Genomic DNA, 25,291 nt, shown 5'->3' on the forward strand with positions numbered 1-25,291 from the left:
CGCGGTGCGTGTCCGGGACGAAGCAGGGCATGCCCGGCGCGAAGCGGGGAACCTCGCCGCCACCGAAAGGGAACGGCCAGTCACAGACGTAACATCAGCCTGCTAACCGACAAGAACGCAAGATTCCTGGAAACTTTTAACATGCAGGGCAAAAAGTCTGGCTTTCTTGTAATAAAGTCGTTGCCGTCAGAGCAGAAGTAGAGTCACTTCTGGCACGCACCGATTCCCGACCGAAGAGTGGCGTGAAGCGAATGACGGCTCGCCCCGAGAACCCGCACCAGGCGCGGATCCTGCGCCTCCTGCGTCAGGACGGCGCGCGCTCACGCGCGGAACTCGGCGAGGTGACCCGTCTGTCACCGTCGAAGCTCGCACTCGAACTCGACCGGCTGACCAAGCTGAACCTCCTCGAATCCGGTGGACTCGCGGCCTCGCGGGGCGGTCGGCGGTCGGGCATCGTGCGGATCGCCTCACACCTGCGTTTCGTCGGCATCGACATCGGCGCCACGTCCATCGACGTCGGGGTGACCAACGGCGAGCTGGAGGTGGTCGGCCATCTGTCGAAGCCCGCGGACGTGCGGGACGGCCCCGAGGCCGTGCTGGAGCAGGCCCTCGATCTCGTCGGCAAGCTGCGGACCGGCGAGACGACCGATATCCACGGCGTCGGGATCGGCGTCCCCGGCCCGGTGAGCTTCCTCGACAGGACCCCGGTCTCGCCCCCGATCATGCCGGGCTGGGACCGCTTCCCCGTGCGGGAGACGCTGAGCCGCGAGTTCGGCTGCCCGGTGCTCGTGGACAACGACGTGAACATCATGGCACTCGGCGAGCTGCACGCGGGCCTCGCCAGGGCCGTCGGCGACTTCCTGCTCGTGAAGATCGGCACCGGCGTCGGCTGCGGCATCGTCGTCGCCGGCGAGATCTACCGCGGGGTGACCGGCAGCGCCGGCGACATCGGCCACATCCGGATCTCCGACGACGGCCCGCTGTGCACGTGCGGCAACACGGGCTGCCTGGAGGCGTACTTCGGCGGGGCGGCACTGGCCCGCGACGCCCGCGCCGCCGCGGACAGGGGCGACTCCCCCTTTCTCGCGGAACGGCTCGCGCACGAGGGAACTGTGACGGCGCAGGACGTCGCCGCGGCGGCGGCCTCGGGCGACGCCGCCGCCGTGCGGATGATCCGCGAGGGAGGCCGGCACGTGGGCATGGTGCTGGCGTCGCTCGTGAGCTTCTTCAACCCCGGCCTGGTGATCGTCGGAGGCGGGCTGGCCGGCCTGGGCCACGCGCTGCTCGCCGAGATCCGCAGCGTCGTCTACCAGCGCTCGCTGCCGCTGGCGACCGGCAATCTGCCCATCGTCTTGTCCGAGCTCGGCGACACGGCCGGGATCATCGGCGCGACCCGGCTGATCAGCGACCACGTCTTCTCCGTCGAGTGAGCGCGCGGCCTTCGGACGCGGAACGGCCGCCATCCCCCGCGGGGACGGCGGCCGCCTTCACGATCTCAGCCCTTCAGTAGCTGCGTCAGCAGGCCCTTGACCTCGGTCGCGGCGTAGGCGTCCCGGTCGAAGGGGCCGAGCAGCACCGGCCCGTCCGCCGCCGCGTCGGGCAGGCGGCCGTGGCTGCCGCGCACCGGCTCCGGGTCGAGCGGCACCACGGACATCATGTAGCGCATGCCCATCTTCTTGCGGGCCAGCGCCGTGCCGGCCCGCAGTTTCACGAACGGGTCGTTCGGATCCATGAACAGCTCCGCCGGGTCGTAACCGGGCTTGCGGTGGATCTCCACGAGCTTCGCGAAGTCGGGCGCCCGGTCGTCGGACAGCCAGTAGTAGTAGGTGAACCACGCGTCCGGCTCCGCGACCGCGACGAGGTCACCGGCCCGCTCGTGGTCGAGGCCGTACTTCACCTTGCCCTCCTGGCCGAGCACCTCGTCCACGCCCGGCAGCTCGGCCACGATGTCCCGTACGCGGGGCAGGTCGGCCGTGTCGTTCACGTAGACGTGGGCGACCTGGTGGTCGGCGACCGCGAAGGCCCGCGAGGCCCAGGGGTCGAGATACTCCATGCCGTCCTGGGTGTAGACCTCCAGCAGCCCGGCCCGGCGCAGCGCGCGGTTGACGTCCACCGGGCGGGAGGCGTTGGTGATGCCGTACTCGGACAGCACGACCACGGTCGCGTCCTCCCGCAGCAGCGGCGCGAGCGCGGCGTCGACCTCCAGGGCCGCCGCGATGGCCTGGGGCGCGTCGGGCCCGAAGCGCTGCAGGTCGTAATCGAGGTGCGGGATGTAGACCATGAGCAGGTCGGGCCGTTCCTTCGCGAGGATACGGCGGGCGGCCGCGATGATCCATTTGGACGAGGCGATGCTCGCGGTCGGCCCCCAGTAGGTGAACAGCGGGAACCCGCCCAGCTCGCCGACCAGGTCGTCGTGCAGCGACGGCGGCCTGGTGTAGCAGTCGGGCTCCTTGCGCCCGTCGGCGTAGTAGATCGGGCGCGGGGTGACGATGAAGTCGCTGGAGCCGCCCATCGCGTACCACCAGCAGACGTTGGCGGTGCGCATCCCGGGCACCGCGTCCCACAGCTGCTCGCCCTGGATCAGCCGGTTGTGCTGCCGCCACAGGAAGATCTCGCCCAGGTCGCGGAAGTACCAGCCGTTGCCGACGATGCCGTGGTCGCGCGGCATCGATCCGGTCAGCAGGGTGGCCTGGACGGAGCAGGTCACGGCGGGCAGCACGGGCCGCAGCGACGCGGCGGCACCGACCTTGGACACGTTCGGCATGTGCGCCAGCAGGCGCGGGGTCAGGCCGACGACGTTCACGACGACGACGGGCGCCATCAGATCTCCTTAAGTCCGAGGGCGGCGAGCCGCCGCCGGGTCCAGTCGAGCTCGGCCGCGATGCCCTCGGCGATGTCCACCGGGCCGGGCAGCACGCTCCATGTGTAGGTCTCGACCTCGAGGTGCCGAGTGAGGGGGGCGGCGAGGCCCCCGTCCGGGATCATGAGCCGCCCGAGCAGCTCCTCCAGGTAGGGAGCCGTCGTGGTGAGCGGGGGCGGGGGCGCGGCGTGCAGCGGCATGTGGAAGTGCGTGCGCCAGGGCAGGTCCGCCGGGAGCCCGCCCGCCAGCGCCTCCGGCAGGTCGTCGGTGTAGCCCGCCGCGCAGCGCGTCTGGTGGAGATACCGCTCCTCCACGTACGCCGCCAGCGCCTGCTGGCCGCCCGGCGGCGCCTCCACGGCCGAGGAGACCTGGAGCTTGACGATCGGCAGCCCCAGGGCCGCCGCATCGGCGGCCTCCTCCAGGCCGACGGCCAGATGGCAGGCGTCCAGGCAGACGCCGAGGTGCACGGGGTCGGCGCCGCCGAGCAGCGCCACCGCCTGCGGGGTGGTCTCCACGACGCAGCCCGGCTCGGGCTCGAAGCCGACCCGGATCGTCTTGCCGGTGCGCTCCGCCAGGGCCCGCAGGCCCCGGGCGAGCACGGTCAGGTTGGCGTTGACGGCCGCGGCCTTGGCCGGCGTCCAGCCGGTGCGCCAGGCGAGGGGCAGCGTCGAGATCGAGCCCTCGGTCACGTCGTCGGGCAGCAGCGCGGTGAGGATCTCGGCCAGGTCGAGGGTGTAGGCGAGCCGTTCCGGTTCCGCCCAGTCGGGCCGGTAGACCCGCAGTTTCACGACCTCGTCGTGGAAGCCGCCGTACGGGAAGCCGTTGAGGGTGACGACCTCGAGCCCCTGCTCGTCCAGCCGGGCACGCAGCCGGGCGAGCTTGGCGGGGTCGTCGCGCAGCGCCCGGGCGGCGCGGCGCGACAGCCACAGCCCGAGCCCGAGCCGCCCGGCGCCGCTCAGCGCGCGGATGCGGGCGGCGACCCCGGTGAGCTGCTCGTGGATTCCCGCCAGGTCCTCGGCGGGGTGGACGTTGGTGCAGTACGCCAGGTGGACGACGGACCCGGAGGGGTGAAGCAGGCGCATGGTCAGCGCGTCCCGCGCAGGATCGTGTTGCCCTCGTAGTCGCCGCCGGACTCGACGTCGTCCAGGGCCAGGCGCCCGCTCTGGCCGTAGAAGGCGACGGGGTTGCGCCACAGCACCCGGTCCACGTCGTCGTCGGTGAACCCGGCGGCCAGCATGGCCTCGCCGACCTCTCGGGTCTTCAGCACGTCGCTGCGCCCCCAGTCGGCGGCGGAGTTCACGATCATCCGCTCGGTGCCGTACTCCTTGAGGATCGCGACCATGCGGTCCGGGTCCATCTTGGTGTCGGGGTAGATCGAGAAGCCCATCCAGCAGCCGGCCTCGTGGACCATGCCGACGGTCAGCTCGTTGAGGTGGTCGACCAGCACCGTGCCGGGGTCCATGCCCTTGACCACGTCGAGCGTGCGGCGGGTCCCCGCGGCCTTGTCGCGGTGCGGCGTGTGCACGAGCACCGGCAGGCCGTGCTCCTCGGCGAGTGCGAGCTGGGCCTCGAAGACGCGGTCCTCCTCCGGCGTCATCGAGTCGTAGCCCACCTCTCCGACGGCGACCACCGAGTCCTTCAGCAGGTAGCGGGGCAGCTCGTCCAGCACGCCCACGCAGCGCGGGTCGCCGGCCTCCTTGGGGTTGAGCGCGAGCGTGCAGTGGTGCCGGATGCCGTACTGCGCGGCGCGGTAGGGCTCCCAGCCCAGCAGCGAGTCGAAGTAGTCGAGGAAGCTCCCGACGTTCGTGCGCGGCTGGCCGAGCCAGAAGGCGGGCTCCACGACGGCCCGGACCCCCGCGGCGTACATGCGCTCGTAGTCGTCGGTCGTGCGGGATGTCATGTGGACGTGGGGATCGAAGATCCGCATCGGAATCAGAGCCTCTCGAGAACGTCGGGGGGAACGGTGCGCCCGGCAGCGCGGCGCTCGGCGGCGAAGTCGGCGAGCATGCGCCGCAGGTCCTCGTCGAACCGCCGGTCGAGGCCTTCGACCGACGCGAGCGGGACGGACATGAAGACGCATTTGAGCACGCCCTGCCGGAAGGCGTGGTCGTCCAGGCAGGCCGAGCCGTACGGGCCGAGCGCGGCGGCGACCAGCCGGGTGTCGTTGGCCCGCAGGGCGTCGTGGACGAGCGGGAGAGCGGCCGGACCGAGGTCGAGCTGCGGAAGCGACTCCAGGATCTCCAGCCGCTCCCCCGCGTCGCCCTGCCAGTAGAGCTTCATGACGGCCGCCGCGGGGTCGGGCAGGGCCTTCGCCAGCGCGCCGAGCAGCTCGGCGCGGGCGCCGGGGCCGCCCTCCCGCACGGCCCGTGGAAACAGCGCGTAGACGGTCTCCGGGTCGCGCTCAACGTCGGCTACGGCCCGCGCCAGCCAGGTCATGTGCCCTCCTCAGGAATTCGATCGACCTTCGCGCCACCTCGGGCGCCGCATGGCTGTGCCTGGCCAGCTCGACGGCGACCAGCCCGCCGAAGCCGTCGAGGGCGGCGAGCACGGGCGGGAAGTCGATCTCGCCCTCGCCGAACTCGAGATGCTCGTGGACGCCCCGCCGCATGTCCTCGATCTGCACGTGCACCAGGTGCGGCAGCGCCCGCTCGACGCACTCGGGCACGTCGTACGGCTCCAGGCAGCGGCAGTGCCCGATGTCGAGGGTGAGGCCGAACCTCGGGTGCCCGCCGAGCAGGTCGCGCAGCCGTTCGTATCCGGCGAGGTCCGCCACGAGCATGCCCGGCTCGGGCTCGAACCCGAGCGTTACGCCCACCTCGTCGGCTTCGGAGAGCAGGCGCTCGCAGTGCCGTACGAGCCGGTCCCACGCCTGGTCCTCGGACACCCCGGGCGGCCGGATACCGCTCCACAGGTGCACCACGGGGGCGCCGAGGTCGGCCGCGACCCGCATGGCCCTGCGCAGGAAGTCCACCCGCGCCTCGGCCTCGTCGTGCAGCAGGGTCGGGAAGTGCTTGCGCCGGGGGTCGAGTGTGTAACGGCCGCCCGTCTCCACGGCGAGGGCCAGGCCGAGCCGCCCCGCCAGCGCCGCGATCCGCCCGGCCTCCGCGGGGGAGGCCCCGGGCATGAGGTGCCCGTGGTCAAGGGTGACCGCCGCACCGGTGTAGCCGAGGTCGGCGAGCACCTCCAGCGTCTGGTCGAGCGGATGGTCGCGGAAACCGTTGGTGCAGTAGGCCCAGTTCACAGGCACGCTCACGACGTGGCCGCCTTCGCCGCCGGCCGCCGGCCGGCCCTCACGGCCGTCCCTCCGACAGGGCCTTCGCGAACGCCACAAGCCGGGCGTACTGGGTGGGCAGGTCGTGCCCTGCGCCGCCCAGCGGGTCCTTGAAGAAGTAGCCGAGCTCGGGGAGCACGCCGCTGTGCCCGGTCTCGTGGGCCCGCGCGACGAGCCGCACGAGATCGAGAACGAGCGGGGCGGCGAGCGCCGAGTCGCAGCCCTGCCAGGTGAACTGCATGGTCATCCGGACGCCGAGGAATCCCTCGAACGTGACGTGGTCCCAGGCGGTCTTCCACTCGCCGAGGTCGGCCACGTAGTCGATGTGCGTCAGGCCCTCGACGTCCTCGCCCACGATCGCGGGGACGGCCCGTGCCTTGCTCGCCGACTTGCTCTCCCTCGCCGCCGGGTCGGCCAGCGTGGCGCCGTCGCCGCCGCCGAGGAGGTTGAGCCCCGACCACGAGCGGACGCGCAGCGCGCGGCCGGCGAACATCGGCGCGAGCGCGCTCTTGACCAGCGTCTCCCCGGTCTTGCCGTCGCGTCCCGCGTACGGCAGGCCGCTGCGCCGGGCCAGCTCGTCCAGCGCGGGCGGCGTCGGGCCCGCGGAGGGGGTGAACGCGACGTAGCCGCACCCGGCCGTGAAGGCCGCGTAGGCGTACAGGGAGCTGGCGGGCAGCACGTCCCGGCCGGACGCGAGCGCCTCCTCCAGGTCGGCGAGCGTGGCGTACGGCACCTCGGCGGGGGGCTCGGTCGACGACACGTCCACCACGACGACGCGGGTCAGGCGGTGCCTGTCCCGGAAGTCCGCGATGTCGCCGGCCAGCCGCCGCGCGGCATCCGCCTGGCTCTCCTCGCCGGGAACGTAGCCGTGCCTGATCTCGGCCTGCGCGGCGTCGAGGTCGGCGGCGAGCAGGGTCGCCAGGACGGGAGGGAGCACGCCCGCCTGCGTGAGGAGCTCGGCCCTCTTGCGCAGCGGGGTGGTGACCACGTCGTGACCGCCGAACACCAGGTCGCCCAGGGGGGTGAAGTCTCCCGGGAAGCCCGCGGCCTCGATGACACAGCCGGTGGGCGGGGCCGCTCCCGCGCGCACCGCTGCCGCCCCGACGACCGCGGTGGTCGCGACGGACCCCCGGGCGCCGACCAGCCAGACACCGATGGGCACGGCAACTCTCCCGTCAACTCGGGGTATGCAGGGTGACATGGAACATTTGGATAGTAAGAGGCATCTTTCGTCACTGACAAGCAAAAGCTTCCCGTTGGCTACTAAAAGTTCACTCACCTGCACGGGGCCGGCCCGGGGGTACGGCGGCCACGGCCGCACCCGCCCCTCGCCACTCCTCCCGCATCCTCGGACTTTGTCCTTCAAAGGTGGAAAGGTCAAAAGATCATGAAGTGACTTCTTCCCTGACGGGAAAAAGTCGCGTAGCTTGCTCGACACGTGCTCCGCACAGTCACCAGGTGGCCAGAGTGAGGCGAACGGCGGAGTCACCAGCGGAGCGGCCGCGTCATCGGGGGATCAGGTCCTTCACGCAGATGGAGCTTTCTAGACGATGAGTGCGTACGAAGAAGAGATGGACACGGCCGGTCACCTCGGACGCAGGCTGGGGCTCAACCGGCGCCGGTTCCTCGCGGCCACGACCGGCATGGCGGCGGTCGCCGCCGTCGCCGCGGCCGGTCCGCTGAAGTCGGCCGCGCAGGCGGCGACCGCGGGTAAGGGGCCGAACGGCATCCTGGTCCCGCCGCCGCGGCGCGGCATCATCCTGTACACCGTCCGCGACGCCATCTCCCGCGACCCGCTGTCCAGCAACCTCCCGTCCGGCTTCCGCGCCGTGCTGGAGGAGCTCGGCCGGATCGGCTACGCCCAGGTGGAGTTCGCCGGCTACAGCCAGCACGGCAACGCCGAGGGCGGCGCCAACCTGGAGACCGTCGAGGGCGCCCGCCTGCTGCGCCGCTGGCTGGACGACAACGGCCTGGTCGCCCAGGGCAACCACGGCTTCATCCCCGGCTCCTGGCCGCTGAGCCAGGCCGACCTGGACCGCTTCAAGCTCCACCTGGAGATCGCCGACATCCTCGGCATGAGCCACGTGGGCACCGGCAGCGACCCGACCGGCAGCGCCTACAAGGCCGACTGGGACGTCGCCGCCGACAAGTGGAACGCGCTGGGCGAGATCGCCACCGCCGCGGGCCTCAAGCTGTACACGCACAACCACGACGTGGCCTACAGCTTCCTGCTCGACAGCGGCCCGCTCGACGCGCAGGGCCGGCCCACCCGCTCCTCCGGCATCCGCCGCCTGGAGTACTTCCTCCAGAAGACCGACCCGAAGCACGTCTGGCTGGAGATGGACATCTTCTGGGCCCACGTCGCGCAGTACAAGTACAAGACCTTCACCGCGTCCGACGGGTCCACCCAGACGCAGGTCTTCAACCCGCTCGGCGTCGTGCAGGCGCAGACCATGCGGTTCCCGCTGTTCCACGCCAAGGACGGGAAGATCAACACCGGGACGTCCAACGGCTACGACATGGTTCCGTTCGGCACCGGTGACATCGACTACGCGGCGTTCTTCCGCGGCACGGGCGCCAAGGGCTACCACAACCCGATGTACGAGCAGGACAACGCCCCCGGCGACGCGTCGCACCAGGGCCAGTCCCTGCAGTACGCGGACCTGAGCTACCGGAACATGTCCGCTCTGCGCGGCTGACGACCTCACTGAGCATGGCGGCCCCGCCACGCGTCCGACCTGTTCCACCGGCGCGCGGCGGTCCGCCTTCCCCGCCCGGGCCCACGGGCCCGCACCCCCACCCCCCGCAGAGGCGCCGGCGATCACGGCGGCATCGTGATGCCATCGTGATCGCCGGCGCCGAACTGTGTTCATCGGTGAGCCGATGTAAAGAACATGAGGCGAATCCGGTACGGCGCGGCGGCCCTGGCGGCCGTCGCCTTTCTGTTGACGGGGTGCGGCGGCTCGGGCGAGTCCAGCAGCGACGCGGCCGGCAGCGTCGCCGCCACCATGGCTCCGGCCGGACGGGCCGACACGGCCGGGGCCGCGGATCAGAGCAGGGAACGGGCGCCCGCCACGGGCGGCGCGGGCGACGGGCAGGAGAAGACCAGGCTCGACCCGTCCGACCGGGCGATCATCTACCAGGGCGAGCTCACCGTCGAGGCCAAGGACGTCACGGCGGCGTCCGACCGCGCGAAGGCGATCGTGACGGGCGCGGGCGGGTACGTCGCCGAGGAGCGCAGCGAGTCCGTCCCCGGCGGCGTCCAGTCGATGATCGCGTTCAGGGTGCCCCCGGCACGCTACGCCGACGTCCTGGCCCAGCTCGGACGCGACCTCGGGGAACGCACGTCGGTGCGGCAGAACGCGCAGGACGTCACCGAGGAGGTCGCCGACGTCGCCAGCCGGGTGAAGTCGGCCGAGGCCACGCTCGGGCAGTTCCGCACGCTGCTGTCGAAGGCGAACAAGATCGGCGAGATCCTCGAAATCGAACGGGAGATCTCCAGCCGCGAGGCCGATCTGGAGTCGCTGCAGGCCAGGCAGAAGGCCCTGGAGGCGCAGACCGGCATGGCCACGGTCACGCTCACCCTCGTGCCCGCGCTGCAGCCCTCCGCCCGCCCCAAGGACAAGGAGGACGCGACCGGCTTCCTCGCCGGGCTGCGCGCCGGGTGGGACACCCTGACCGCGTCGACCGTGATGGCGCTGACCGTGCTGGGCGCGCTGCTGCCCTGGATCGTCGTGGCCGGTGTGCTGTGGCTGGCCGTCCGGATCGTCATGCGCCGGATGCGCCGCCGCGCCGCCCCGCCGGCCGGTCCCGTGCCCCCCGGCTCCGTCCCTCCCGGGCACGGGCCCGGTTTCCCCGCGGGTCCGCCGCCCACGGGCGGCCCCGCCGGGCAGCCGCGCCCCGGCTCACCGGAGCAGGCTCCCCGCGAGGGCCGGGACGAGAACCAGGATCAGAGCCGGGAATCCGAGCGCACCCCGCGGTAGCGCTCAGCGGGCCGACGACGCGTGGACGAAGTCGGTGAGCCGGGCGAGCTGGTCGGGGTCGGTCGAGGGAAGCACGCCGTGGCCGAGGTTGAACACGTGCCCCTCGGCCACCCGGCCGCGTTCGAGCACGTCCCTGGCCCGCCTCTCTACGACCTCCCAGGGCGCGAGCAGGATCGCCGGGTCGAGGTTGCCCTGCAGCGCCTTGCCCGCGCCCACGCGCAGCGCGGCCTCGTCGAGCGGCACCCGCCAGTCCACGCCCACCACGTCGGCGCCGGCCTCGCCCATGAGGCCGAGCAGCTCGCCGGTGCCGACGCCGAAGTGGATGCGCGGCACGCCGAGGTCCGCCAGGCCGGCGAAGATCTTGCCGGTGTGCGGCAGCACGTAGGTGCGGTAGTCCTGCGGCGCGACCGCGCCCACCCACGAGTCGAACAGCTGGACGGCCGAGGCCCCCGCCGCCACCTGCACACGCAGGAAGGCGAGCGTGATCGCGCCGAGCCGCTCCATCAGCTCGTGCCACAACTCGGGCTCGCCGTACATCATGGCCTTGGTGCGGTCGTGGTTCTTGGAGGGCCCGCCCTCGATCAGGTACGACGCGAGCGTGAACGGCCCTCCGGCGAAGCCGATCAGCGGGATACCGCCCAGCTCGGCGGTCAGCGTGCCGACCGCCTCCGTCACGTAGGAGACGTCGTCCGGCTCCAGGGGGCGCAGGACCTCCATGCCCGCCTTGTCGCGGATGGGGGTCCCGACGACCGGCCCGACGCCCGGCTTGATGTCGAGGTCGACGCCGATGGCCTTGAGGGGGACCACGATGTCGCTGAAGAAGATCGCCGCGTCCGTGCCGTACCTGCGGACCGGCTGCATGGTGATCTCGACCACGAGGTCGGGGGTGGCGCAGGCGGTGAGCATCTCGACGCCCGCGCGCACCCTGCGGTACTCGGGCAGCGACCGCCCGGCCTGGCGCATGTACCAGACCGGCGTGTGCGGAACGGGCTCGCGCCGGCACGCGCGAATGAAAACGGAATCGTCGAGCTGGGGTTTCACGGCACCAGCCTGCCATGCCCCGGTGCCGCCCGGCGCCTGGACCCACGACCTGGGGCTCCCGAACGACGCGAGGATGGCCGTTGATCGCGTAAGGTGAACCCCATCCCCTCCTGTGAGTCATCTCACAGCTCGGCAATGTGTTCGCCAATCGGCCATCCGGCATCGATTCCAATACCACTTTCGAGACACGCCGAGTGCGATGCGGGGAAATGTCGCCGGGACGTGCCAACGTCGGATCAGTCCCGAGCGACCGCCACCACCGTGGATCCGACGAGAGGCCCCGGAGCGATGACTTCGATGTGGAGTTCCCCCGAACGCCGCACTGAGCACTGTGCCGGCAGCGACGCCGCGCGCACCGCCCGCACGCGCGGACGCGCCCCGGCACGGGCGGCCGACCGGGTGACGGGCCGACTGGTGGCGACGGTTTGACGACTTCCGATGCCCCCCACAGCCACCCCCCTGCTTCGTGCTCTCCCGAATCCGACCTACTCTTCCGTCATGACCCTCGGTGAACCGCCTGCGCCTCCCGCCGCCTTCCGGCGCGCGCTGGAGACGCTGCGCCCCGCCGAGGTGCGGCCGGAGATAGAGCTGGAGGACATTCCCGCCCCCCAGCGGCTCGCGCCGTACTCCGGTGCGGTCGGGGCGTCCGTGTACCGTGACGACGACGAACTCGCCGTCGGCCGCCTGATCATGCTGTTCGACCCCGAGGGCCAGCGCGGCTGGGAGGGGCCGTTCCGCCTCGTCGCCTACGTACGCGCCGACGTGGAGCCGGAGATGACCACAGACCCGCTGATGGGGCCGGTGGCCTGGAGCTGGCTGACCGAGGCGCTCGACGCCCACGGCGCGAGATACGCCGCGGTGGGCGGCACCGTCACCCGCGCCGTCTCGGAGGGGTTCGGCGGCAAGGCTGACGACCCCGTCACCACCGAGATCGAGCTGCGGGCCTCGTGGTCGCCGCTCGACGAGGACCTGTCGTCGCACGCGGCCGCCTGGTGCGACCTCATGTGCCTGGCCGCCGGCATCCCCCCGCTGCCGCCCGATGTCGCCACACTGCATCCGCGCCCCACCCGCCGAGATGATCCGAAAGTTCCTTAGCCCGTGACAGAACCCGTAATCCAGCCCCTGTTGGAGCCGCGCGAGGGAATCCCGCCCGTCATCGAGGACTCCGCCGCGCTCGCGGCCGCCGTGGACGCCTTCGCCCGCGGGACGGGGCCGGTGGCCGTCGACGCCGAGCGTGCCTCCGGATACCGCTACAGCGGCCGCGCCTACCTGGTGCAGCTGCGCCGGGCCGGCGCGGGCAGCGCCCTGATCGACCCGATCAAGTGTCCCGACCTGTCCGCTCTGGACGAGGCCGTACGCGACGCCGAGATCGTCCTGCACGCCGCGAACCAGGACCTGCCGTGCCTGGCCGAGCTGGGCTTCCGCCCGCGGCGGCTGTTCGACACCGAGCTGGCCGGGCGGCTGCTCGGCTACGAACGGGTCGGCCTGGGGACCATGGTCGAGCTCGTCCTCGGCCTGCGGCTGGAGAAGGGGCACTCCGCGGCCGACTGGTCGGCCCGCCCGCTGCCGGAGGACTGGCTGCGCTACGCGGCGCTCGACGTGGAGGTGCTGGTCGAGCTCCGCGACATCCTGCACAACGAGCTGGCCACCACCGGCAAGCTGGAGTGGGCGCTGGAGGAGTTCACATCGATCCTGGCCGCCCCCGCCCATCCCCCGCGTACCGACCCGTGGCGGCGCACCTCGGGCATCCACCGGGTGCGCACGCTGCGCGGGCTCGCCCTGGTGCGGGAGCTGTGGACGCTGCGCGACGAGATCGCCCGGGAGGCCGACCTCGCGCCGGGCCGCGTGCTGCCCGACTCGGCGATCGTGCAGGCCGCCCTCGACCAGCCGCGCACGACCAAGGCCCTCACCGAGATCACGCCGTTCGTCGGCCGCAGCGCCCGCCGCCACCTCAACGACTGGCTGGCGGCGGTGAACCGGGCCCGGACGATGCCGGAGGCGGCGCTCCCGCAGCCCGCGGGCCCCGGGGACGGCCCTCCCCCGGCCAACCGGTGGGCCGACCGTGACCCCGCCGCCGCCAAGCGGCTCGCGGCGGCGCGGGCCGTCGTCGCCGCGCTCGCGGACGAGCACCGCATGCCGACGGAGAACCTGCTCCAGCCCGACGCCGTACGCAGGCTGACCTGGGAGCCGCCCGCGCCGATCAGCGAGGAGACCGTGGCGGAGCGGCTGCGCTCACTGGGCGTGCGGGAGTGGCAGATCGGCCTGACCGTCCACCCGCTGGCCAAGGCGCTCGAACGGCTGGAGATCAAAGGAGAGGTGTGAGATGCGGGGCCGCATCCTGGTGACCGGCCTGGCCAGGTCCGGCTCGCCCGTGAAGCCCTGCTGCCCGACGCCGGCTGAGCCCTTCCATGTCCTGCCGGTGACGGGACGGATGGAGCAGGCAGAAGCTCCTGGACGTACGCGACCGGCAGCGGCCGGCGTACGTCCAGGAGCTTCCTCTCCCGGAGGCGCGGCCTGCGCGCCCCCGGGAGCCGTTGTGATCAGACCGCGTCGTCGTCGGTCACGACGAGCCGGGCGAAGCCGTTCCCGATCGTCGCGTTGACCGGCACCGAGGCGACCACCTGGTAGGACTGCGGCGCGGACGCCACCGCGGTGTCGCCGTTGACGGGCACCTGGAAGGTCGCCTGCGGGGACCCGGCCGGGATGACGACCTCCTGCGCCGCCGAGCCGATCACCGGGGCGTCCCCGGTCGCCATCGTCTGGATCTGGACCGTCACCGGCGTGGGGCTCTTCTTCGACAGCCGCACCGTCATCGTGGCCGTGCCCGGGCCGTCGCCCTCGTCCACCGTGGCTCCCTCCACCGACACCTGCGGCAGCCTGTCGGTGCGGGCCTCACCCGCGGCGTCCGTGGTGAACGCGACGTCGGCGAGGTAGACCGCGCCCGTCTGAGTCGCACCCGAGATCCGGATCTCGCTGATCTGCTGCGGCTTGACGCCGGTGAGCGAGCTCAGCGGGACGCGCACCGTGCGCAGCCAGGTCTTGGGCAGCGGCGAGGCCGTGCCCGGGAACGCCGTGAGCGCGTCGCTGACCTCGGACACCTTGACCGTGCGGGACGCGCCGTGCTTGTCGACGATCTCGACCGCGAGGTCCACGTCGCCGGTCGCCGTCTCGTCCCTCGCGGTGCGGAAGGTGAGCGCGTCATAACGGGAGACGTTCTGGTCCCGCTTGTCGAGCGGCACCGTCACCGTGCCCGTGGGGTCGCTCCAGGAGAACCGCAGCACCGGTGTCGAGGCGACATTGTTCGCGTACGTCGCGGGCGTCCAGGACGGCGCCTGCGCGGTGGTCAGCGTGGAGGCGCAGGACGGCAGGCCGCTCTGCGGCGAGCGGTCGAGCATTCCGGCGCAGACGGCCGCGGCGGCCGAGCCGGTGACCCGCGTGGACGGCGCGAGCGACGTGAAGGAGGCCACGTCGAAGCGCTTACCGGCGGGCGCCTGCGCGACGGCGTGCACGACGGCCCGTCCGGCGGAGGCGGCGGTGCCGCCGCTGCCGTCGAACAGCGGCAGCAGGCCCTGCTCGCCGCCCTGGACGAGGCGGAAGAACCCCGCGATGTACGCGGTGCCGACGGCGTACTGCTCGGCGGCGGTCAGCCGCGACGACGCGGTGCCGCCGCAGACCGGGTCGTTGCGGTTGGACCAGTCGTCGGACGCGGGCGCGTGCGCCACGCCCGGGGTCCACTCGGTGTTGAAGAAGTTGTGGTCGGCGCCCATGACCATCAGCGAGGAGCGGAAGGCCGGGTCGTCGTCCTCGGCGTACCGGGAGTCGTCGTAGAAGTGCTGGCCCTGCTGGTTGGAGACGTCCCCGTCGCAGTAGGGCAGGATGACGGCCATCGGCGTGCCGGGCAGGGTCGCCCGCGCGAAGTCCGTCGGCGCGAGCGGGAGCACCGCCCTGATCCCGTACGGCTTGGCCCGGCCCGCGTTCATCAGCGCGGCCTTGACGACGCCCTCGCCTCCACGCGAGTGACCCATCAGGCCGACGTCGGCCATGTCGAGGCGGCCCTTGAACAGGCTGACGAGCTTCGCGTCGCCCACGCCCCGGTCGGCGTCGGCGAGCAGGTCGAGGTGCCGCATGACGACCTCGCCCCGGGCGAGCGCGCCCCGGTCCTCGCTGTAGGGGTTGTCGGCGGCGTTGACGCCGTTGGCGCTGACCGACACGACGACGTACCCGTTGCTCGCGAGCACGTCGGCGGGGCCGTCGTAGCCCTGGTAGCTGGCGATCGGCTGCTGCCCCGCCGGGCAGGGCCACTGCGTGTTGGACGACGTCCAGGCAGTCGGGTTGTAGCAGGCCGAGTGGCGGCCGTGCAGGAAGACGACCACCGGGCGCTTGCCGCGGGCGCCGTCCGGCAGGTAGACCTTCGCCCGGATCTCGGCCGGACGGCCGCCGAGCCCCTCCAGGGTGATGGCGGTGTCGCCGAGGTCGTACTCGTCGTGGGTCACGGCGTACGGACCGGGCGCGGCGGGGTCGACCGGCGCGGGATCCGGCTTGCCGGGCGGGCCGGGCGGATTGCCGGGCTTACCGGGCTTGCCGGGCGGATCGGCGGGCGGATTGCCGGGCGGGGGCGCGGTCCTACCGGCGGCCGCCGCGGCGGCCTCGGGGGCCTCGCCGTTCCAGGCCACGTCGACGGACGACGCCGTGGCGACGGCGGGGTCGGGGGTGACGAGGGTCAGCGTCATACCGTCGGGCGACTCCTCGGCCGGGCCGAGCGAGCGGCCGTCCGCCGCGAGCTCGGGGACCGCGTCGCGGACCGGCAGCGGCTTGTTCAGGTGGAGGGTGACCCGGTGGCCGCCGCCGACGGGTTCGACGGTCCAGGTGCCGTCCGCGCCGGCCGCACTGGTCGATCCGGGCGGCGCGGCGTACGCGGGTCCTGCGAGGAGGGGGGTGGACAGGGTCGCGGCAGTGACGGCCGCGGCGAGCGCCTTGGTCCAGGCGGGCACAGGAGAGCGCATTGGTTCCTTTTTCGACTGCAATGCCCCAAGAAAGCCGCCCACGAGAGTTACAGGAGGGATTCTTGAGGTTTGAGGGGTTGCACCCTGAATGAGATCGTCACTGGTGACGTGCGCTGATTCCTGCCGGTTTCCGACCAGTTAACGATCACGCACAGGCGCGGCGGGCCCGCCGATGCCGGAACCGGTTACTGACCAGTAGCATAGGAGGCCGGAAGCTACCGACAAGTAGGAGCGAACCCGTGCCTGCGTCCCGTGAAGTCGTCTTCGTCGACGGCGTTCGGACGCCTTTCGGCAGGTCGGGCCCGAAGGGCCTGTACGCCGAGACGCGTGCCGACGACCTGGTAGTCCGCGTCATCCGCGAGCTGATGCGGCGCAACCCCGGCCTCCCCCCGGAGCGGGTGGACGAGGTGGCCATCGCGGCCACCACCCAGATCGGCGACCAGGGCCTGACCATCGGCAGGTCCGCGGCGGTGCTCGCCGGCCTGCCGAAGTCGGTCCCCGGCTACGCGATCGACCGCATGTGCGCCGGCGCGATGACCGCCGTCACCACCGTGGCGGGCGGCATCTCCTTCGGCGCGTACGACGTGGCCATCGCCGGCGGCGTCGAGCACATGGGCCGCCACCCCATGGGCGAAGGGGTGGACCCCAACCCCCGGTTCCTGTCCGAGCAGCTCGTGGACGGCTCGGCACTGGTCATGGGCATGACCGCGGAAAACCTGCACGACCGCTACCCGTCCATCACCAAGGAGCGCGCCGACGCCTACGCCGTGGCCTCGCAGGAGAAGGTCGCCAAGGCGTACGCCGACGGCAGGATCCAGCGCGACCTGGTGCCGATGGCCACCCGCAGGGCCGCCGAGGGCTGGGGCCTGGCCACCGTGGACGAGGCGCCGCGCCCCGGCACGACGCTGGAGGGCATCCGCGGGTTGAAGACGCCCTTCCGCGCCCACGGACGGGTCACCGCGGCCAACTCGTCCGGCATCAACGACGGCGCGACCGGCTGCATCGTGGCCGCCGAGGACGTCGCGCGGGAGCTGGGCCTGACCCCGCGCATGCGGCTGGTGTCCTACGCCTTCGCCGGCGTGGACCCCGAGGTCATGGGCGTCGGCCCGATCCCCTCCACCGAGAGGGCGCTGCGCCTGGCCGGGCTGTCCGTCGACGACATCGGCCTGTTCGAGATCAACGAGGCGTTCGCCGTACAGGTGCTGGCCTTCCTGGAGCACTTCGGCATCGCCGACGACGACCCGCGCGTCAACCCGTACGGCGGCGCGATCGCGTTCGGCCACCCGCTCGCCTCGTCGGGCGTCCGGCTGATGATCCAGCTGTCGCGCGCGTTCGCCGAGCGGCCCGACGTCCGCTACGGGATCACCACGATGTGCGTCGGCATGGGCATGGGCGGCACGGTCATCTGGGAGAACCTGTCATGAGCACTCTCGACACCAGCAGGGCCCTCCTGGAGGGCAAGAACGCCGACGAGGTCGTCACCAAGGCGCTCGTGCGCGACGTCGAGCTGCCGTACGGCGCGGGCACGATGGCGCTGATCACGCTCGACAACGGCCTCGACCACACCAAGCCCAACACCTTCGGCCCGCACGGCCTGCTCGCGCTGAACGACGCGCTCGACGCGATCGCCGCGCGCTCCGATCTCGCGGCCGTCGGCGTCGTCGGCAAGCCGTTCATCTTCGCCGTCGGAGCCGACCTCAAGGGCGCTGCGGCGGTGTCCTCCCGCGAGGAGGCGCTGGCCATCGGACGGCTCGGGCACCACGTGTTCCGCCGCCTCGGCGAGCTGGACGTGCCGTCGTTCGCGTTCGTGAACGGCGCCGCGATGGGCGGCGGCCTGGAGATCGCTCTGCACTGCACCTACCGCACCGTGTCGTCCGGCGTCCCGGCGATCGCGCTGCCGGAGTGCTTCCTCGGCCTGGTGCCCGGATGGGGCGGCACCCAGTTGCTCCCCCGCCTGATCGGCCCCGAGAGGGCGCTCAAGCTCGTCATCGAGAACCCGCTGTCGCAGAACCGCATGATCAAGGGCCGCGACGCGTTCGCCCTCGGGATCGCCGACGCGGTGTTCGAGCCCGCCGACTTCATCGAGGAGTCGCTGCGGTGGGCGGCCCAGGTGCTGCGCGGCGAGGTGAGCGTCGAGCGGGCCGACCACGCCGCCGCGGACTGGGCGCCGGTGATCGATCGGGCCAGGACCCTCGTCGACCTCAAGCTGCGCGGGGCCTCCCCCGCGCCCTACCGGGCGCTCGACCTCATGGCCCTGGCCCGTACGGCGTCGCGCGAGGAGGGCTTCGCCGCCGAAGACGAGGCGCTGGCCGACCTGCTCATGAGCGACGAGCTGCGGGCCGGGCTGTACGCCTTCGACCTGGTGCAGCGCCGGGCCAAGCGACCGGCCGGCGCGCCGGACAGGTCGCTCGCCCGCCCGGTCACCAAGGTCGGCGTGGTGGGCGCCGGGCTGATGGCCTCGCAGCTCGCTCTGCTGTTCGCCCGCCGCCTGGAGGTCCCGGTCGTCATGACCGACCTCGACCAGGCCCGGCTCGACAAGGGCGTCGGCTACGTGCACGCCGAGGTCGGCAGGCTGCTCGGCAAGAGCCGGATCTCCGCCGACCAGGCCAACCGGCTGAAGGGCCTGGTCACGGGGTCGCTGACCAAGGACGCCTTCGCCGACGCCGATTTCGTCATCGAGGCGGTGTTCGAGGACCTCGGCGTGAAGCAGAAGGTCTTCGCCGAGGTCGAGGAGGTCGTCTCCGAGACCTGCGTGCTCGCCACCAACACCTCCTCGCTGTCGGTCACCGACATGGCGGCGGGTCTGCGGCACCCGGAGCGGGTCGTGGGCTTCCACTTCTTCAACCCGGTCGCGGTGCTGCCGCTGCTGGAGATCGTCCGGGGCGCCGCCACCGACGACCCGACGCTGTCCACGGCCTTCGCGGTCGGCAAGACGCTGAAGAAGTCGTGCGTGCTGGTCAAGGACGCGCCCGCGTTCGTCGTCAACCGGCTGCTGACGCGGTTCATGGGCGAGGTCACGGCGGCGGCCGACGAGGGCACCCCTCTGGAGGTCGCCGACCACGCGCTCGACTCGCTCGGCCTGCCGATGACGCCGTTCGCGCTGCTGCAGCTCGTCGGCCCGGCCGTCGCGCTGCACGTCGCCGAGACCATGCACGCGGCGTTCCCGGACCGTTTCGGCGTGTCGGGGAACCTCGCCGAGCTGGTCGCCGCGGGCAAGCCCGGCCTCTACGGCCCGGACTTCCAGATCGACCCGGAGGTGCGGGCGCTGTTCGAGGGCGGCTCGTCCCCCTCGACCGCCGACGAGGTGCGGCTGCGCGCGCTGCGGGCCCTCGCCCAGGAGATCAGGCTCATGCTCGACGAGGGCGTGGTCTCCGCAGCACAGGACATCGACCTGTGCATGATCCTCGGCGCGGGCTGGCCGTTCCACACCGGCGGCATCACGCCGTACCTCGACCGGACGGGCATCTCCGAGGAGGTCACCGGCTCCCGCTTCCTGGAGCCCGGCGTCGCCTCCGTACCCGCCTGAGTTGTCCTGCCCCGAGCCGCCGCGCCCGACCCGGCGCGGCGGCTCCGCATTACCGAAGCTGCGACCTGGGTGGGCTCTGAAGCCCTGGAATGCCGAGGATGTCACCCCTCCTCTGTAGTCTGCTATGAGCAGGAAGGGAGCAGGCCATGACAGCGCAGCCGCACGACTTCGTGCCTGGCGAGACGCCGTTGCCGGAGAAGAACCTGCGGGCCATACGCGCCGCGTTGACCATCCCTCAGGACCGTGAGGCGTTCGACGCGGGGCTGAAGGCAGTGCTCGACGAGGTCAGGGTCAGCCTGGACCTGGGTGCGCTGAACGCGTTCGTACACCGGTGGTGGATCTCCGCCTGCGACTCGGTACGCGATCCCGAAGGCCGCCGGCAGATGCACGAGCGGGCCGCACATGTCCTCGCCGGCGGACCCCGTTCCGAGGGAAAGCCGTGGCGCCAGATTCTCGCCGCTTCCAGGCTCGATGCGTGAGCGTACAAGCCCATGGTTGACCGGACAGCCGGAAAATCAAAAGCGCCACGCTGTCTGAGGAGACGCGGCGCCCGGTCCGGTCAACATGTGGCCAGCAGACAGCGTTCGACCGGCCGGGCCTGCCAGAGGCCTTCCATGCCCCGGAAGCGGCCGATGACGGTGGGGACGTCGTCGGGGTCGTCGAGCTTCAGGTGGTAATAGGACACCCCGGCCGTGAAGTCGCTGTCGGTGCGGGCCCGCAGGTCCTTGGTGGCGTGCTCGGGATCCTCGAAGTAGAACGCCTCGACCTCCGGCGTGCCGCGGATCGCTTCGACGACCGCCTTCTGCTGTGCCGTGGTCAGGGGCTGACGGCAGCCCGCGCCCTCGATCGGCTTGAGCAGGCACAGGCGCAGCGTCACCTGTGCCTTGCCGTACCAGAATCCGTCGCCCTGGGAATAGACGGCGTCCACGCCGGGCAGCGCTTCGATCACGCGGGAGATCTCATCGGACTTCGACCGGTCGAGCAGGACGCCGACGATGGAGTCGCTCATGTCTTCGCGGCCGAACTCGTGTCCGCCGTCCCTGATCCACGTGAGCTCCCCGGCCTCCTGATACTCCTTCCACTCCTGCTCGGCCGAGCGGTATCTGACCTCGCTCACATCGGAGCGGGCTTCGAGCGCGGCAAGAACGGTCTTCTTCTCGGCCTCGGTCGCCGAATCGAAGCCCACCTGGAACGTGCCGGTCGTGGGCCAGGGGCCCGGTGGCGGCGGGAGGGGCCCCTGTGTCGGCCCGGCCGAGCCGGCCATCAGATTGGGCAGCCCCCAGGCGGCGGCGATCAGCGTGGCGACGACGAGCGGACCCGCGATCCACAACAGTCGTGACCGGGAGGATCTCGACTCGGTCCCATCAGACATGTCGGCGAATATGCCCAATGATCCTCAAAGCGGTCAAGCGGCATCGCGCGACGGCCTCCGACCCTCTCCGCGCGAGATCATGCTCGGAACAGGAGATCGGCGGAAAGGGGCTGGGAACGTGCTCAGCGACATCGAAGCTCATCTCGATGCTGAGCCGCCGCGCACACCGGCGCGGCGGCTCGCCGCGCTTCCATACCCGGTCAGGCCGCGTGCCGGTAGGCGGGGTAGGTGAGGTAGCCGGCGTCGCCGCCCTGGTACCACGTGGACTCGTCGTCCGGCGCGATGGGAAGCCCCTGGCGCAGCCGCTCCACAAGGTCGGGATTGGCGATGAAGGCGCGGCCGAAACTGATCAGGTCGGCGCCGAGGCTCAGCCAGTGATCGGCCGCGGCCTTGTCCGCCTTCCGGGGACCCATCGGGAGGACCGGGTTGACGACGAGCGTGCCGGGCCAGGCCTTGCGCAGTTCGACGAGCACGTCCTCGTCGGTGGTGGCCTCGATGTGGACATACGCCAGGTCCAGGGAGGCCAGCTCCGCGAGCAGCGCGCCGTACAGCTCGGGAACGTCGGTCTCCTCCGCGCCCCAGAAGCCCGCGCCGGGCGAGAGCCGGATGCCCGTACGGTCGCCTCCCACCGCCTCCACGGTCGCCGACACCGCCTCCACGGCGAAGCGGATGCGGCCCGCGATCGACCCGCCGTAGGCGTCGGTGCGCAGGTTGGCGCTGCTCGACAGGAACTGGGCGATGAGGTAGCCGTTCGCGCCGTGCAGTTCCACGCCGTCGAAGCCCGCGTCGACGGCCCTGCGCGCGGCTCGCCCATAGGACAGGGCGTGCTCGGGCACCTCGGCGGTCTCCAGCGCCCTCGGCACGGGCGCGGGCCGGGGTCCTGCCGGGGTGAAGACCTCCCCGGGGGCGGCAACGGCCGAGGGGGCCACCGGCCGCATCCCCGTGGTGTCCGGGTGGGAGACGCGGCCCCCGTGCATGATCTGGGCGAAGACGCGGCCGCCGTTGGTGTGGACCGCGTCGGTGACCGGCCGCCACGACGCGACCTGCTCGTCGGTGTGCAGCCCTGGGGTGCCCGGGTTGGACTGCCCGACGAGGCTCGGCTGCACTCCTTCGGTCACGATGAGCCCGGCGGTGGCGCGCTGGGCGTAGTAGGCCGCCATCGACGGTGTCGCCAGGCCGCCCGCGGCCGCACGGACCCGCGTCATCGGGGCCATCACCACGCGGTTGGGCAGGGTCAGCGCGCCGAGCCGGTAGCGGTCGAAAAGGGACGTCATTGCTGCACGCCTTTCTGGGGTTCCTGCGGATGGTCGTGTCCGCCGGCTGGACACGACGACTACGCTAAGACCTGACATTGACGTCAGAGGCAAGCGTTTGTGCCGAGACTTTTCCGACAGGAGGCGTGATGCGAATCGGCGAGTTGGCGACGCGGGCCGGGGTGAGCGTCCGCTCCCTGCGCTACTACGAGGAGCAGGGCCTGCTCATCAGCACGCGCAGCCCGAGCGGCCAGCGCCACTACACCGACGGCGAGGTCGAGCGCGTACAGCTCATCCAGCGCCTGTACGCCGCCGGGCTCTCCAGCCGGACGATCGCCGAAGTGCTCCCGTGTGTCGACTCGCCGAGCGAGCGGAACTCCGACGAGGCGTTCGAGCGGCTGGTTCAGGAGCGAGACCGGATCAGCCGGCACATCGACGAGCTCCTGCGGGCCCGCGACGCCCTCGACCGGGTCGTCGACGTCAACCGTGCCCATCGCGCCCAGCTGACGCCTCGCTGACCCTGGGCATGACGGCGCGCCACCATTCGTGAACGCCGCCCCGGCCGCACGCTCCCCGTTCCGGCAGGGCGTCAGGGCGCAACAGTGCGGCGCGGCCGCCCGTACGATCGGGCGACCGCGCCGTGGAGCCCCCAGCGCAGCTACTGAACGCAGCGCACTGCGTGAACCCAGGCCAGCGCGTGAACGCAGGCCAGCGCGTGAACGCGGGTCAGCGTTTGAACAGGCGCGGCGCCAGGTCGATGAGGTTCTTCTGCCACACGTCCCAGCCGTGCGGCCCAGGGGTGACCCCGTCGAACTCGTAGCGGATGCCCAGACCGTCCAATGTGGGCAGGGACGCCAGGAACAACGGCTGCACGAAGTCGGTCTGGTCGCCGACGTACAGGCGCAACAGCTTGGTGCCGTTGTTGATCGCCGCCGCGTCGACGCCGGTGCCGCTGCCGAACCAGGCCGAGAACGCCGCGACGTAGGCGAACCGGCCCGGGTAGGCCTTGAGCACCCCGAGCGTCTGCACACCGCCCATCGAAAGACCCGCGAGGGCCTGCTGCGACGGGTCGCTGGAGACGTTGTAGTGAGCGCGAGCCGCCGGAACGATGTTGTCCAGCAACTCCTTGTTGAAGTCGGGCACGTTGCCGTTGCCCATCACGACCACCATCGGCACCAGGTCGCCGTCGAGGAATTGGTGGTCGAGGATCTGCTTCGCGCGGCCCATCTCCACCCAGTCGGTGTAGCTCTGACCGCTGCCGTGCTGGAGGTAGAAGACGGGATACGGCTCCGCGCGGTCGGGGTCGTAACCGGGCGGGGTCCACACCAGTGCGGTCCGGTCCTGGTTGGCCACATCGCTGTGGTAGGTCAGGCTCTCGACCTTTCCGCCCTTGCCTTCGGGAACGTCCGAGAGCAGACGCGACCTCTCACCGGGGATGAAGAAGCTGCTCCAGTTCGGCTCGGAGGTCACCTTCGTCGGGTTCGAGGCGTCCTTGGCCGCGACCCGGTCCACGATCCACTGGTAGTAGTAGAACCACGGGTCCAGCGGACCCACGGTCACCCGCCACCGGTCGCCGTCACGGGACATCGGAATACGCAGCCAGCTTCCCCCGGGAGCGTCGTTCGCCCACACGGTGACGTGCTTGGCGTCCTTGAAGTCCGTCGAGGTCTCGAAGGTGACGAAGCCATCCTTCACGAACGGCGTCGGAGTGGTGCCCGCAGGCGGCGGGGTGAACTCGCCCTTCAGCGGCCCGTGACCGGCGCTCGGACCGTGATCCGACACGTTGCGGAACAGCCGCGGCACGAAATCGATCAGGTTCTCCTGCCAGGCGCCCCAGTTCGCCCCGCCGTCGGGGTTGACCCCGTCGAATTCGTACCTGATACCGGCCTGCTTGAGCGCCTTCGTCAGGCGCACGGTCGCGTTGTACGCCGGGTCGGTCACGTTCCCGGTGTACAGACGCACCAGCTTGAGATCGCGATTAATCGCGCCGGCCTTCGCCCGGTCCACGCCGTCCGTCAGCAGGCCCGAGAACGAGCCGGCGTAGGCGAACTGCCCCGGGGTGGTCAGCGCGGCACGCAGCGCCTGCGACCCGCCCTCGGACACCCCGGCGATCGCCTGGTGCGCCGGATCGCGCAGGACGTTGTAGGTGTCCCCGACCGCCTTGCGCAGGTCCTTCAGATCCTTGTCGCCGGTCGGCCCGTCGCCATCGCTGATCACGACCACCATCGGCTCCACGGCACCCTGGATCGACAGGTTGTCGAGGATCTGCTTGGCACGACCGAGATCGAGCCAGTCACCGGCGCTCACCTCATCGCCGGACTGAAGGAACAGCACCGGATAACCCTTGGGCCCCGGACGCTCGGAACCCGGGCCCTGGGGACCCGGACCCTTGGGACCCTCGGGACCCGGACCCTTGGGACCGGGCGCCTTGGCCTGGTAGCCCGGCGGCGTCCACACCAGGGCCGACCGCTCCTGCTTCTTCACCTCATAGGTCAGGGTCTCGACCTTGCCACCCTGTCCCTCCGGCGCGTCCGCCAGCAGACGCGCCGAATCGCCCGCGACGAGGAAGGTGCTCCACAGCGGCTTGGACGCCACACCGGCGGCGTTCGTCGGATCCTTGAGACTCTTGGAGTCGTCACCCGTGACCTGATACGAGTACAGCCCCGGCTTGAGCGGGCCGAGGGCCCCCCACCAGACGTCGCCCCGGCGGGTCAGGCCGTACTCCGCCCAGGCGAAGGAGGGGCCGAAGTTCCCCTCGACCATCACCTCCGACACGGGGCCCACCTTGGCCTCGATGGAGGCCGCCGGGATGCTGATCGCCACGTAGCCGTCATCCGAAACATCCAGCCAGGGCGTGTCCGCCGCCGCCGGACGCGGCGCGACCATAACCGCCGCGATCGCCATGACTCCGGCGGCGATCGCCGCCGAGAGCCGGCGCACGCCCTCGGGGCGCAGGCCGCCGTGATGGAATAACGTCATGCT

The 25,291-nt window shown here is 71.6% G+C and carries 20 protein-coding genes; 9 read left to right on the forward strand and 11 right to left on the reverse strand.

The window, feature by feature from the left end:
* Positions 1–251 precede the first annotated feature (251 nt).
* Positions 252–1,430 (forward strand): ROK family transcriptional regulator, encoded by a 1,179-nt coding sequence (locus FLX07_RS16640; protein ID WP_142571714.1) that lies wholly within the window; start codon positions 252–254, stop codon positions 1,428–1,430.
* Positions 1,431–1,495: 65 nt separating this feature from the next.
* On the opposite strand, the gene FLX07_RS16645 is transcribed toward FLX07_RS16640, so the two are convergent.
* Genes FLX07_RS16645 through FLX07_RS16670 form a run of 6 tightly spaced genes read right to left on the reverse strand, consistent with a single transcriptional unit; the run spans position 1,496 to position 7,293 of the window.
* A complete protein-coding gene (locus FLX07_RS16645) occupies positions 1,496–2,821 on the reverse strand; it encodes an alkaline phosphatase family protein (protein ID WP_142571715.1) in 1,326 nt (441 codons plus the stop codon).
* A complete protein-coding gene (gene eboE / locus FLX07_RS16650; RefSeq protein WP_142571716.1) occupies positions 2,821–3,942 on the reverse strand; it encodes a metabolite traffic protein EboE in 1,122 nt (373 codons plus the stop codon). The genes FLX07_RS16645 and eboE overlap by 1 nt, the downstream gene beginning before the upstream one ends.
* Positions 3,943–3,944: 2 nt before the next feature.
* On the reverse strand, positions 3,945–4,787 hold the full coding sequence (locus FLX07_RS16655; protein WP_142571717.1) for a TatD family hydrolase: 843 nt from the start codon (positions 4,785–4,787) through the stop codon (positions 3,945–3,947).
* A gap of 5 nt (positions 4,788–4,792) precedes the next feature.
* Positions 4,793–5,296: an EboA domain-containing protein gene (locus tag FLX07_RS16660; RefSeq protein ID WP_142571718.1), complete on the reverse strand. Its 504-nt coding sequence runs from the start codon at positions 5,294–5,296 to the stop codon at positions 4,793–4,795.
* The gene (locus tag FLX07_RS16665) at positions 5,262–6,113 is read right to left on the reverse strand and encodes a sugar phosphate isomerase/epimerase family protein (RefSeq protein ID WP_229689798.1); all 852 of its coding nucleotides are present in this window, start codon (positions 6,111–6,113) and stop codon (positions 5,262–5,264) included. Before FLX07_RS16665 ends, FLX07_RS16660 begins: the two co-directional genes overlap by 35 nt.
* A 37-nt stretch (positions 6,114–6,150) precedes the next feature.
* Complete coding sequence (locus FLX07_RS16670; protein WP_229689799.1) at positions 6,151–7,293, reverse strand: inositol-3-phosphate synthase; 1,143 nt, start codon at positions 7,291–7,293, stop codon at positions 6,151–6,153.
* A 388-nt stretch (positions 7,294–7,681) separates the two neighbouring features.
* On the opposite strand from FLX07_RS16670, the gene FLX07_RS16675 reads away from it, so the two are divergent.
* Positions 7,682–8,830, forward strand: coding sequence for a sugar phosphate isomerase/epimerase family protein (locus FLX07_RS16675; protein WP_189105011.1), 1,149 nt, complete (start codon positions 7,682–7,684; stop codon positions 8,828–8,830).
* A gap of 195 nt (positions 8,831–9,025) precedes the next feature.
* A complete protein-coding gene (locus tag FLX07_RS16680) occupies positions 9,026–10,114 on the forward strand; it encodes a DUF4349 domain-containing protein (protein WP_142571720.1) in 1,089 nt (362 codons plus the stop codon).
* A 3-nt stretch (positions 10,115–10,117) separates the two neighbouring features.
* On the opposite strand, the gene hemE is transcribed toward FLX07_RS16680, so the two are convergent.
* Positions 10,118–11,155 (reverse strand): uroporphyrinogen decarboxylase, encoded by a 1,038-nt coding sequence (gene hemE, locus FLX07_RS16685; protein ID WP_142571721.1) that lies wholly within the window; start codon positions 11,153–11,155, stop codon positions 10,118–10,120.
* 498 nt (positions 11,156–11,653) lie between these two features.
* Here hemE and FLX07_RS16690 point away from each other — a divergent pair, with 498 nt between their 5' ends.
* Positions 11,654–12,250, forward strand: a complete 597-nt coding sequence (locus tag FLX07_RS16690; protein ID WP_142571722.1) for a DUF3000 domain-containing protein — start codon at positions 11,654–11,656, stop codon at positions 12,248–12,250.
* Positions 12,251–12,253: 3 nt separating this feature from the next.
* Positions 12,254–13,477 (forward strand): HRDC domain-containing protein, encoded by a 1,224-nt coding sequence (locus FLX07_RS16695; RefSeq protein ID WP_142571723.1) that lies wholly within the window; start codon positions 12,254–12,256, stop codon positions 13,475–13,477.
* 218 nt (positions 13,478–13,695) lie between these two features.
* Here FLX07_RS16695 and FLX07_RS16700 read toward each other — a convergent pair whose 3' ends face one another.
* Positions 13,696–16,158 (reverse strand): alpha/beta hydrolase, encoded by a 2,463-nt coding sequence (locus tag FLX07_RS16700; RefSeq protein WP_142571724.1) that lies wholly within the window; start codon positions 16,156–16,158, stop codon positions 13,696–13,698.
* 239 nt (positions 16,159–16,397) lie between these two features.
* On the opposite strand from FLX07_RS16700, the gene FLX07_RS16705 reads away from it, so the two are divergent.
* From FLX07_RS16705 to FLX07_RS16715, 3 genes are all read left to right on the forward strand, one after another.
* On the forward strand, positions 16,398–17,582 hold the full coding sequence (locus FLX07_RS16705; RefSeq protein WP_142571725.1) for a thiolase family protein: 1,185 nt from the start codon (positions 16,398–16,400) through the stop codon (positions 17,580–17,582).
* The gene (locus tag FLX07_RS16710) at positions 17,579–19,684 is read left to right on the forward strand and encodes a 3-hydroxyacyl-CoA dehydrogenase NAD-binding domain-containing protein (RefSeq protein WP_142571726.1); all 2,106 of its coding nucleotides are present in this window, start codon (positions 17,579–17,581) and stop codon (positions 19,682–19,684) included. The genes FLX07_RS16705 and FLX07_RS16710 overlap by 4 nt, the downstream gene beginning before the upstream one ends.
* 146 nt (positions 19,685–19,830) lie before the next feature.
* The gene (locus FLX07_RS16715) at positions 19,831–20,163 is read left to right on the forward strand and encodes a DUF6247 family protein (RefSeq protein ID WP_142571727.1); all 333 of its coding nucleotides are present in this window, start codon (positions 19,831–19,833) and stop codon (positions 20,161–20,163) included.
* An 80-nt stretch (positions 20,164–20,243) separates the two neighbouring features.
* On the opposite strand, the gene FLX07_RS16720 is transcribed toward FLX07_RS16715, so the two are convergent.
* The gene (locus FLX07_RS16720) at positions 20,244–21,056 is read right to left on the reverse strand and encodes a permease-like cell division protein FtsX (RefSeq protein ID WP_142571728.1); all 813 of its coding nucleotides are present in this window, start codon (positions 21,054–21,056) and stop codon (positions 20,244–20,246) included.
* 200 nt (positions 21,057–21,256) lie between these two features.
* Positions 21,257–22,330 (reverse strand): alkene reductase, encoded by a 1,074-nt coding sequence (locus FLX07_RS16725; protein WP_142571729.1) that lies wholly within the window; start codon positions 22,328–22,330, stop codon positions 21,257–21,259.
* A 128-nt stretch (positions 22,331–22,458) separates the two neighbouring features.
* Here FLX07_RS16725 and FLX07_RS16730 point away from each other — a divergent pair, with 128 nt between their 5' ends.
* Entirely contained in the window at positions 22,459–22,827 is a 369-nt protein-coding gene (locus FLX07_RS16730) for a MerR family transcriptional regulator (RefSeq protein WP_142571730.1), read from the forward strand.
* A gap of 208 nt (positions 22,828–23,035) precedes the next feature.
* Here FLX07_RS16730 and FLX07_RS16735 read toward each other — a convergent pair whose 3' ends face one another.
* Positions 23,036–25,288: an alpha/beta hydrolase gene (locus FLX07_RS16735; RefSeq protein ID WP_142571731.1), complete on the reverse strand. Its 2,253-nt coding sequence runs from the start codon at positions 25,286–25,288 to the stop codon at positions 23,036–23,038.
* Positions 25,289–25,291 lie beyond the last annotated feature (3 nt).

This window comes from Microbispora bryophytorum, assembly GCF_006874465.1.
Lineage (GTDB): Bacteria > Actinomycetota > Actinomycetes > Streptosporangiales > Streptosporangiaceae > Microbispora > Microbispora bryophytorum.

Coding starts and splice junctions, on each gene's coding strand:
- FLX07_RS16640 (WP_142571714.1), top strand. CDS start 252: ATGACGGCTCGCCCCGAGAACCCGCACCAGGCGCGGATCCTGCGCCTC.
- FLX07_RS16645 (WP_142571715.1), bottom strand. CDS start 2,821: ATGGCGCCCGTCGTCGTCGTGAACGTCGTCGGCCTGACCCCGCGCCTG.
- eboE (WP_142571716.1), bottom strand. CDS start 3,942: ATGCGCCTGCTTCACCCCTCCGGGTCCGTCGTCCACCTGGCGTACTGC.
- FLX07_RS16655 (WP_142571717.1), bottom strand. CDS start 4,787: ATGCGGATCTTCGATCCCCACGTCCACATGACATCCCGCACGACCGAC.
- FLX07_RS16660 (WP_142571718.1), bottom strand. CDS start 5,296: ATGACCTGGCTGGCGCGGGCCGTAGCCGACGTTGAGCGCGACCCGGAG.
- FLX07_RS16675 (WP_189105011.1), top strand. CDS start 7,682: ATGAGTGCGTACGAAGAAGAGATGGACACGGCCGGTCACCTCGGACGC.
- FLX07_RS16680 (WP_142571720.1), top strand. CDS start 9,026: ATGAGGCGAATCCGGTACGGCGCGGCGGCCCTGGCGGCCGTCGCCTTT.
- FLX07_RS16690 (WP_142571722.1), top strand. CDS start 11,654: ATGACCCTCGGTGAACCGCCTGCGCCTCCCGCCGCCTTCCGGCGCGCG.
- FLX07_RS16700 (WP_142571724.1), bottom strand. CDS start 16,158: ATGCGCTCTCCTGTGCCCGCCTGGACCAAGGCGCTCGCCGCGGCCGTC.
- FLX07_RS16710 (WP_142571726.1), top strand. CDS start 17,579: ATGAGCACTCTCGACACCAGCAGGGCCCTCCTGGAGGGCAAGAACGCC.
- FLX07_RS16715 (WP_142571727.1), top strand. CDS start 19,831: ATGACAGCGCAGCCGCACGACTTCGTGCCTGGCGAGACGCCGTTGCCG.
- FLX07_RS16720 (WP_142571728.1), bottom strand. CDS start 21,056: ATGTCTGATGGGACCGAGTCGAGATCCTCCCGGTCACGACTGTTGTGG.
- FLX07_RS16725 (WP_142571729.1), bottom strand. CDS start 22,330: ATGACGTCCCTTTTCGACCGCTACCGGCTCGGCGCGCTGACCCTGCCC.
- FLX07_RS16730 (WP_142571730.1), top strand. CDS start 22,459: ATGCGAATCGGCGAGTTGGCGACGCGGGCCGGGGTGAGCGTCCGCTCC.
- FLX07_RS16735 (WP_142571731.1), bottom strand. CDS start 25,288: ATGACGTTATTCCATCACGGCGGCCTGCGCCCCGAGGGCGTGCGCCGG.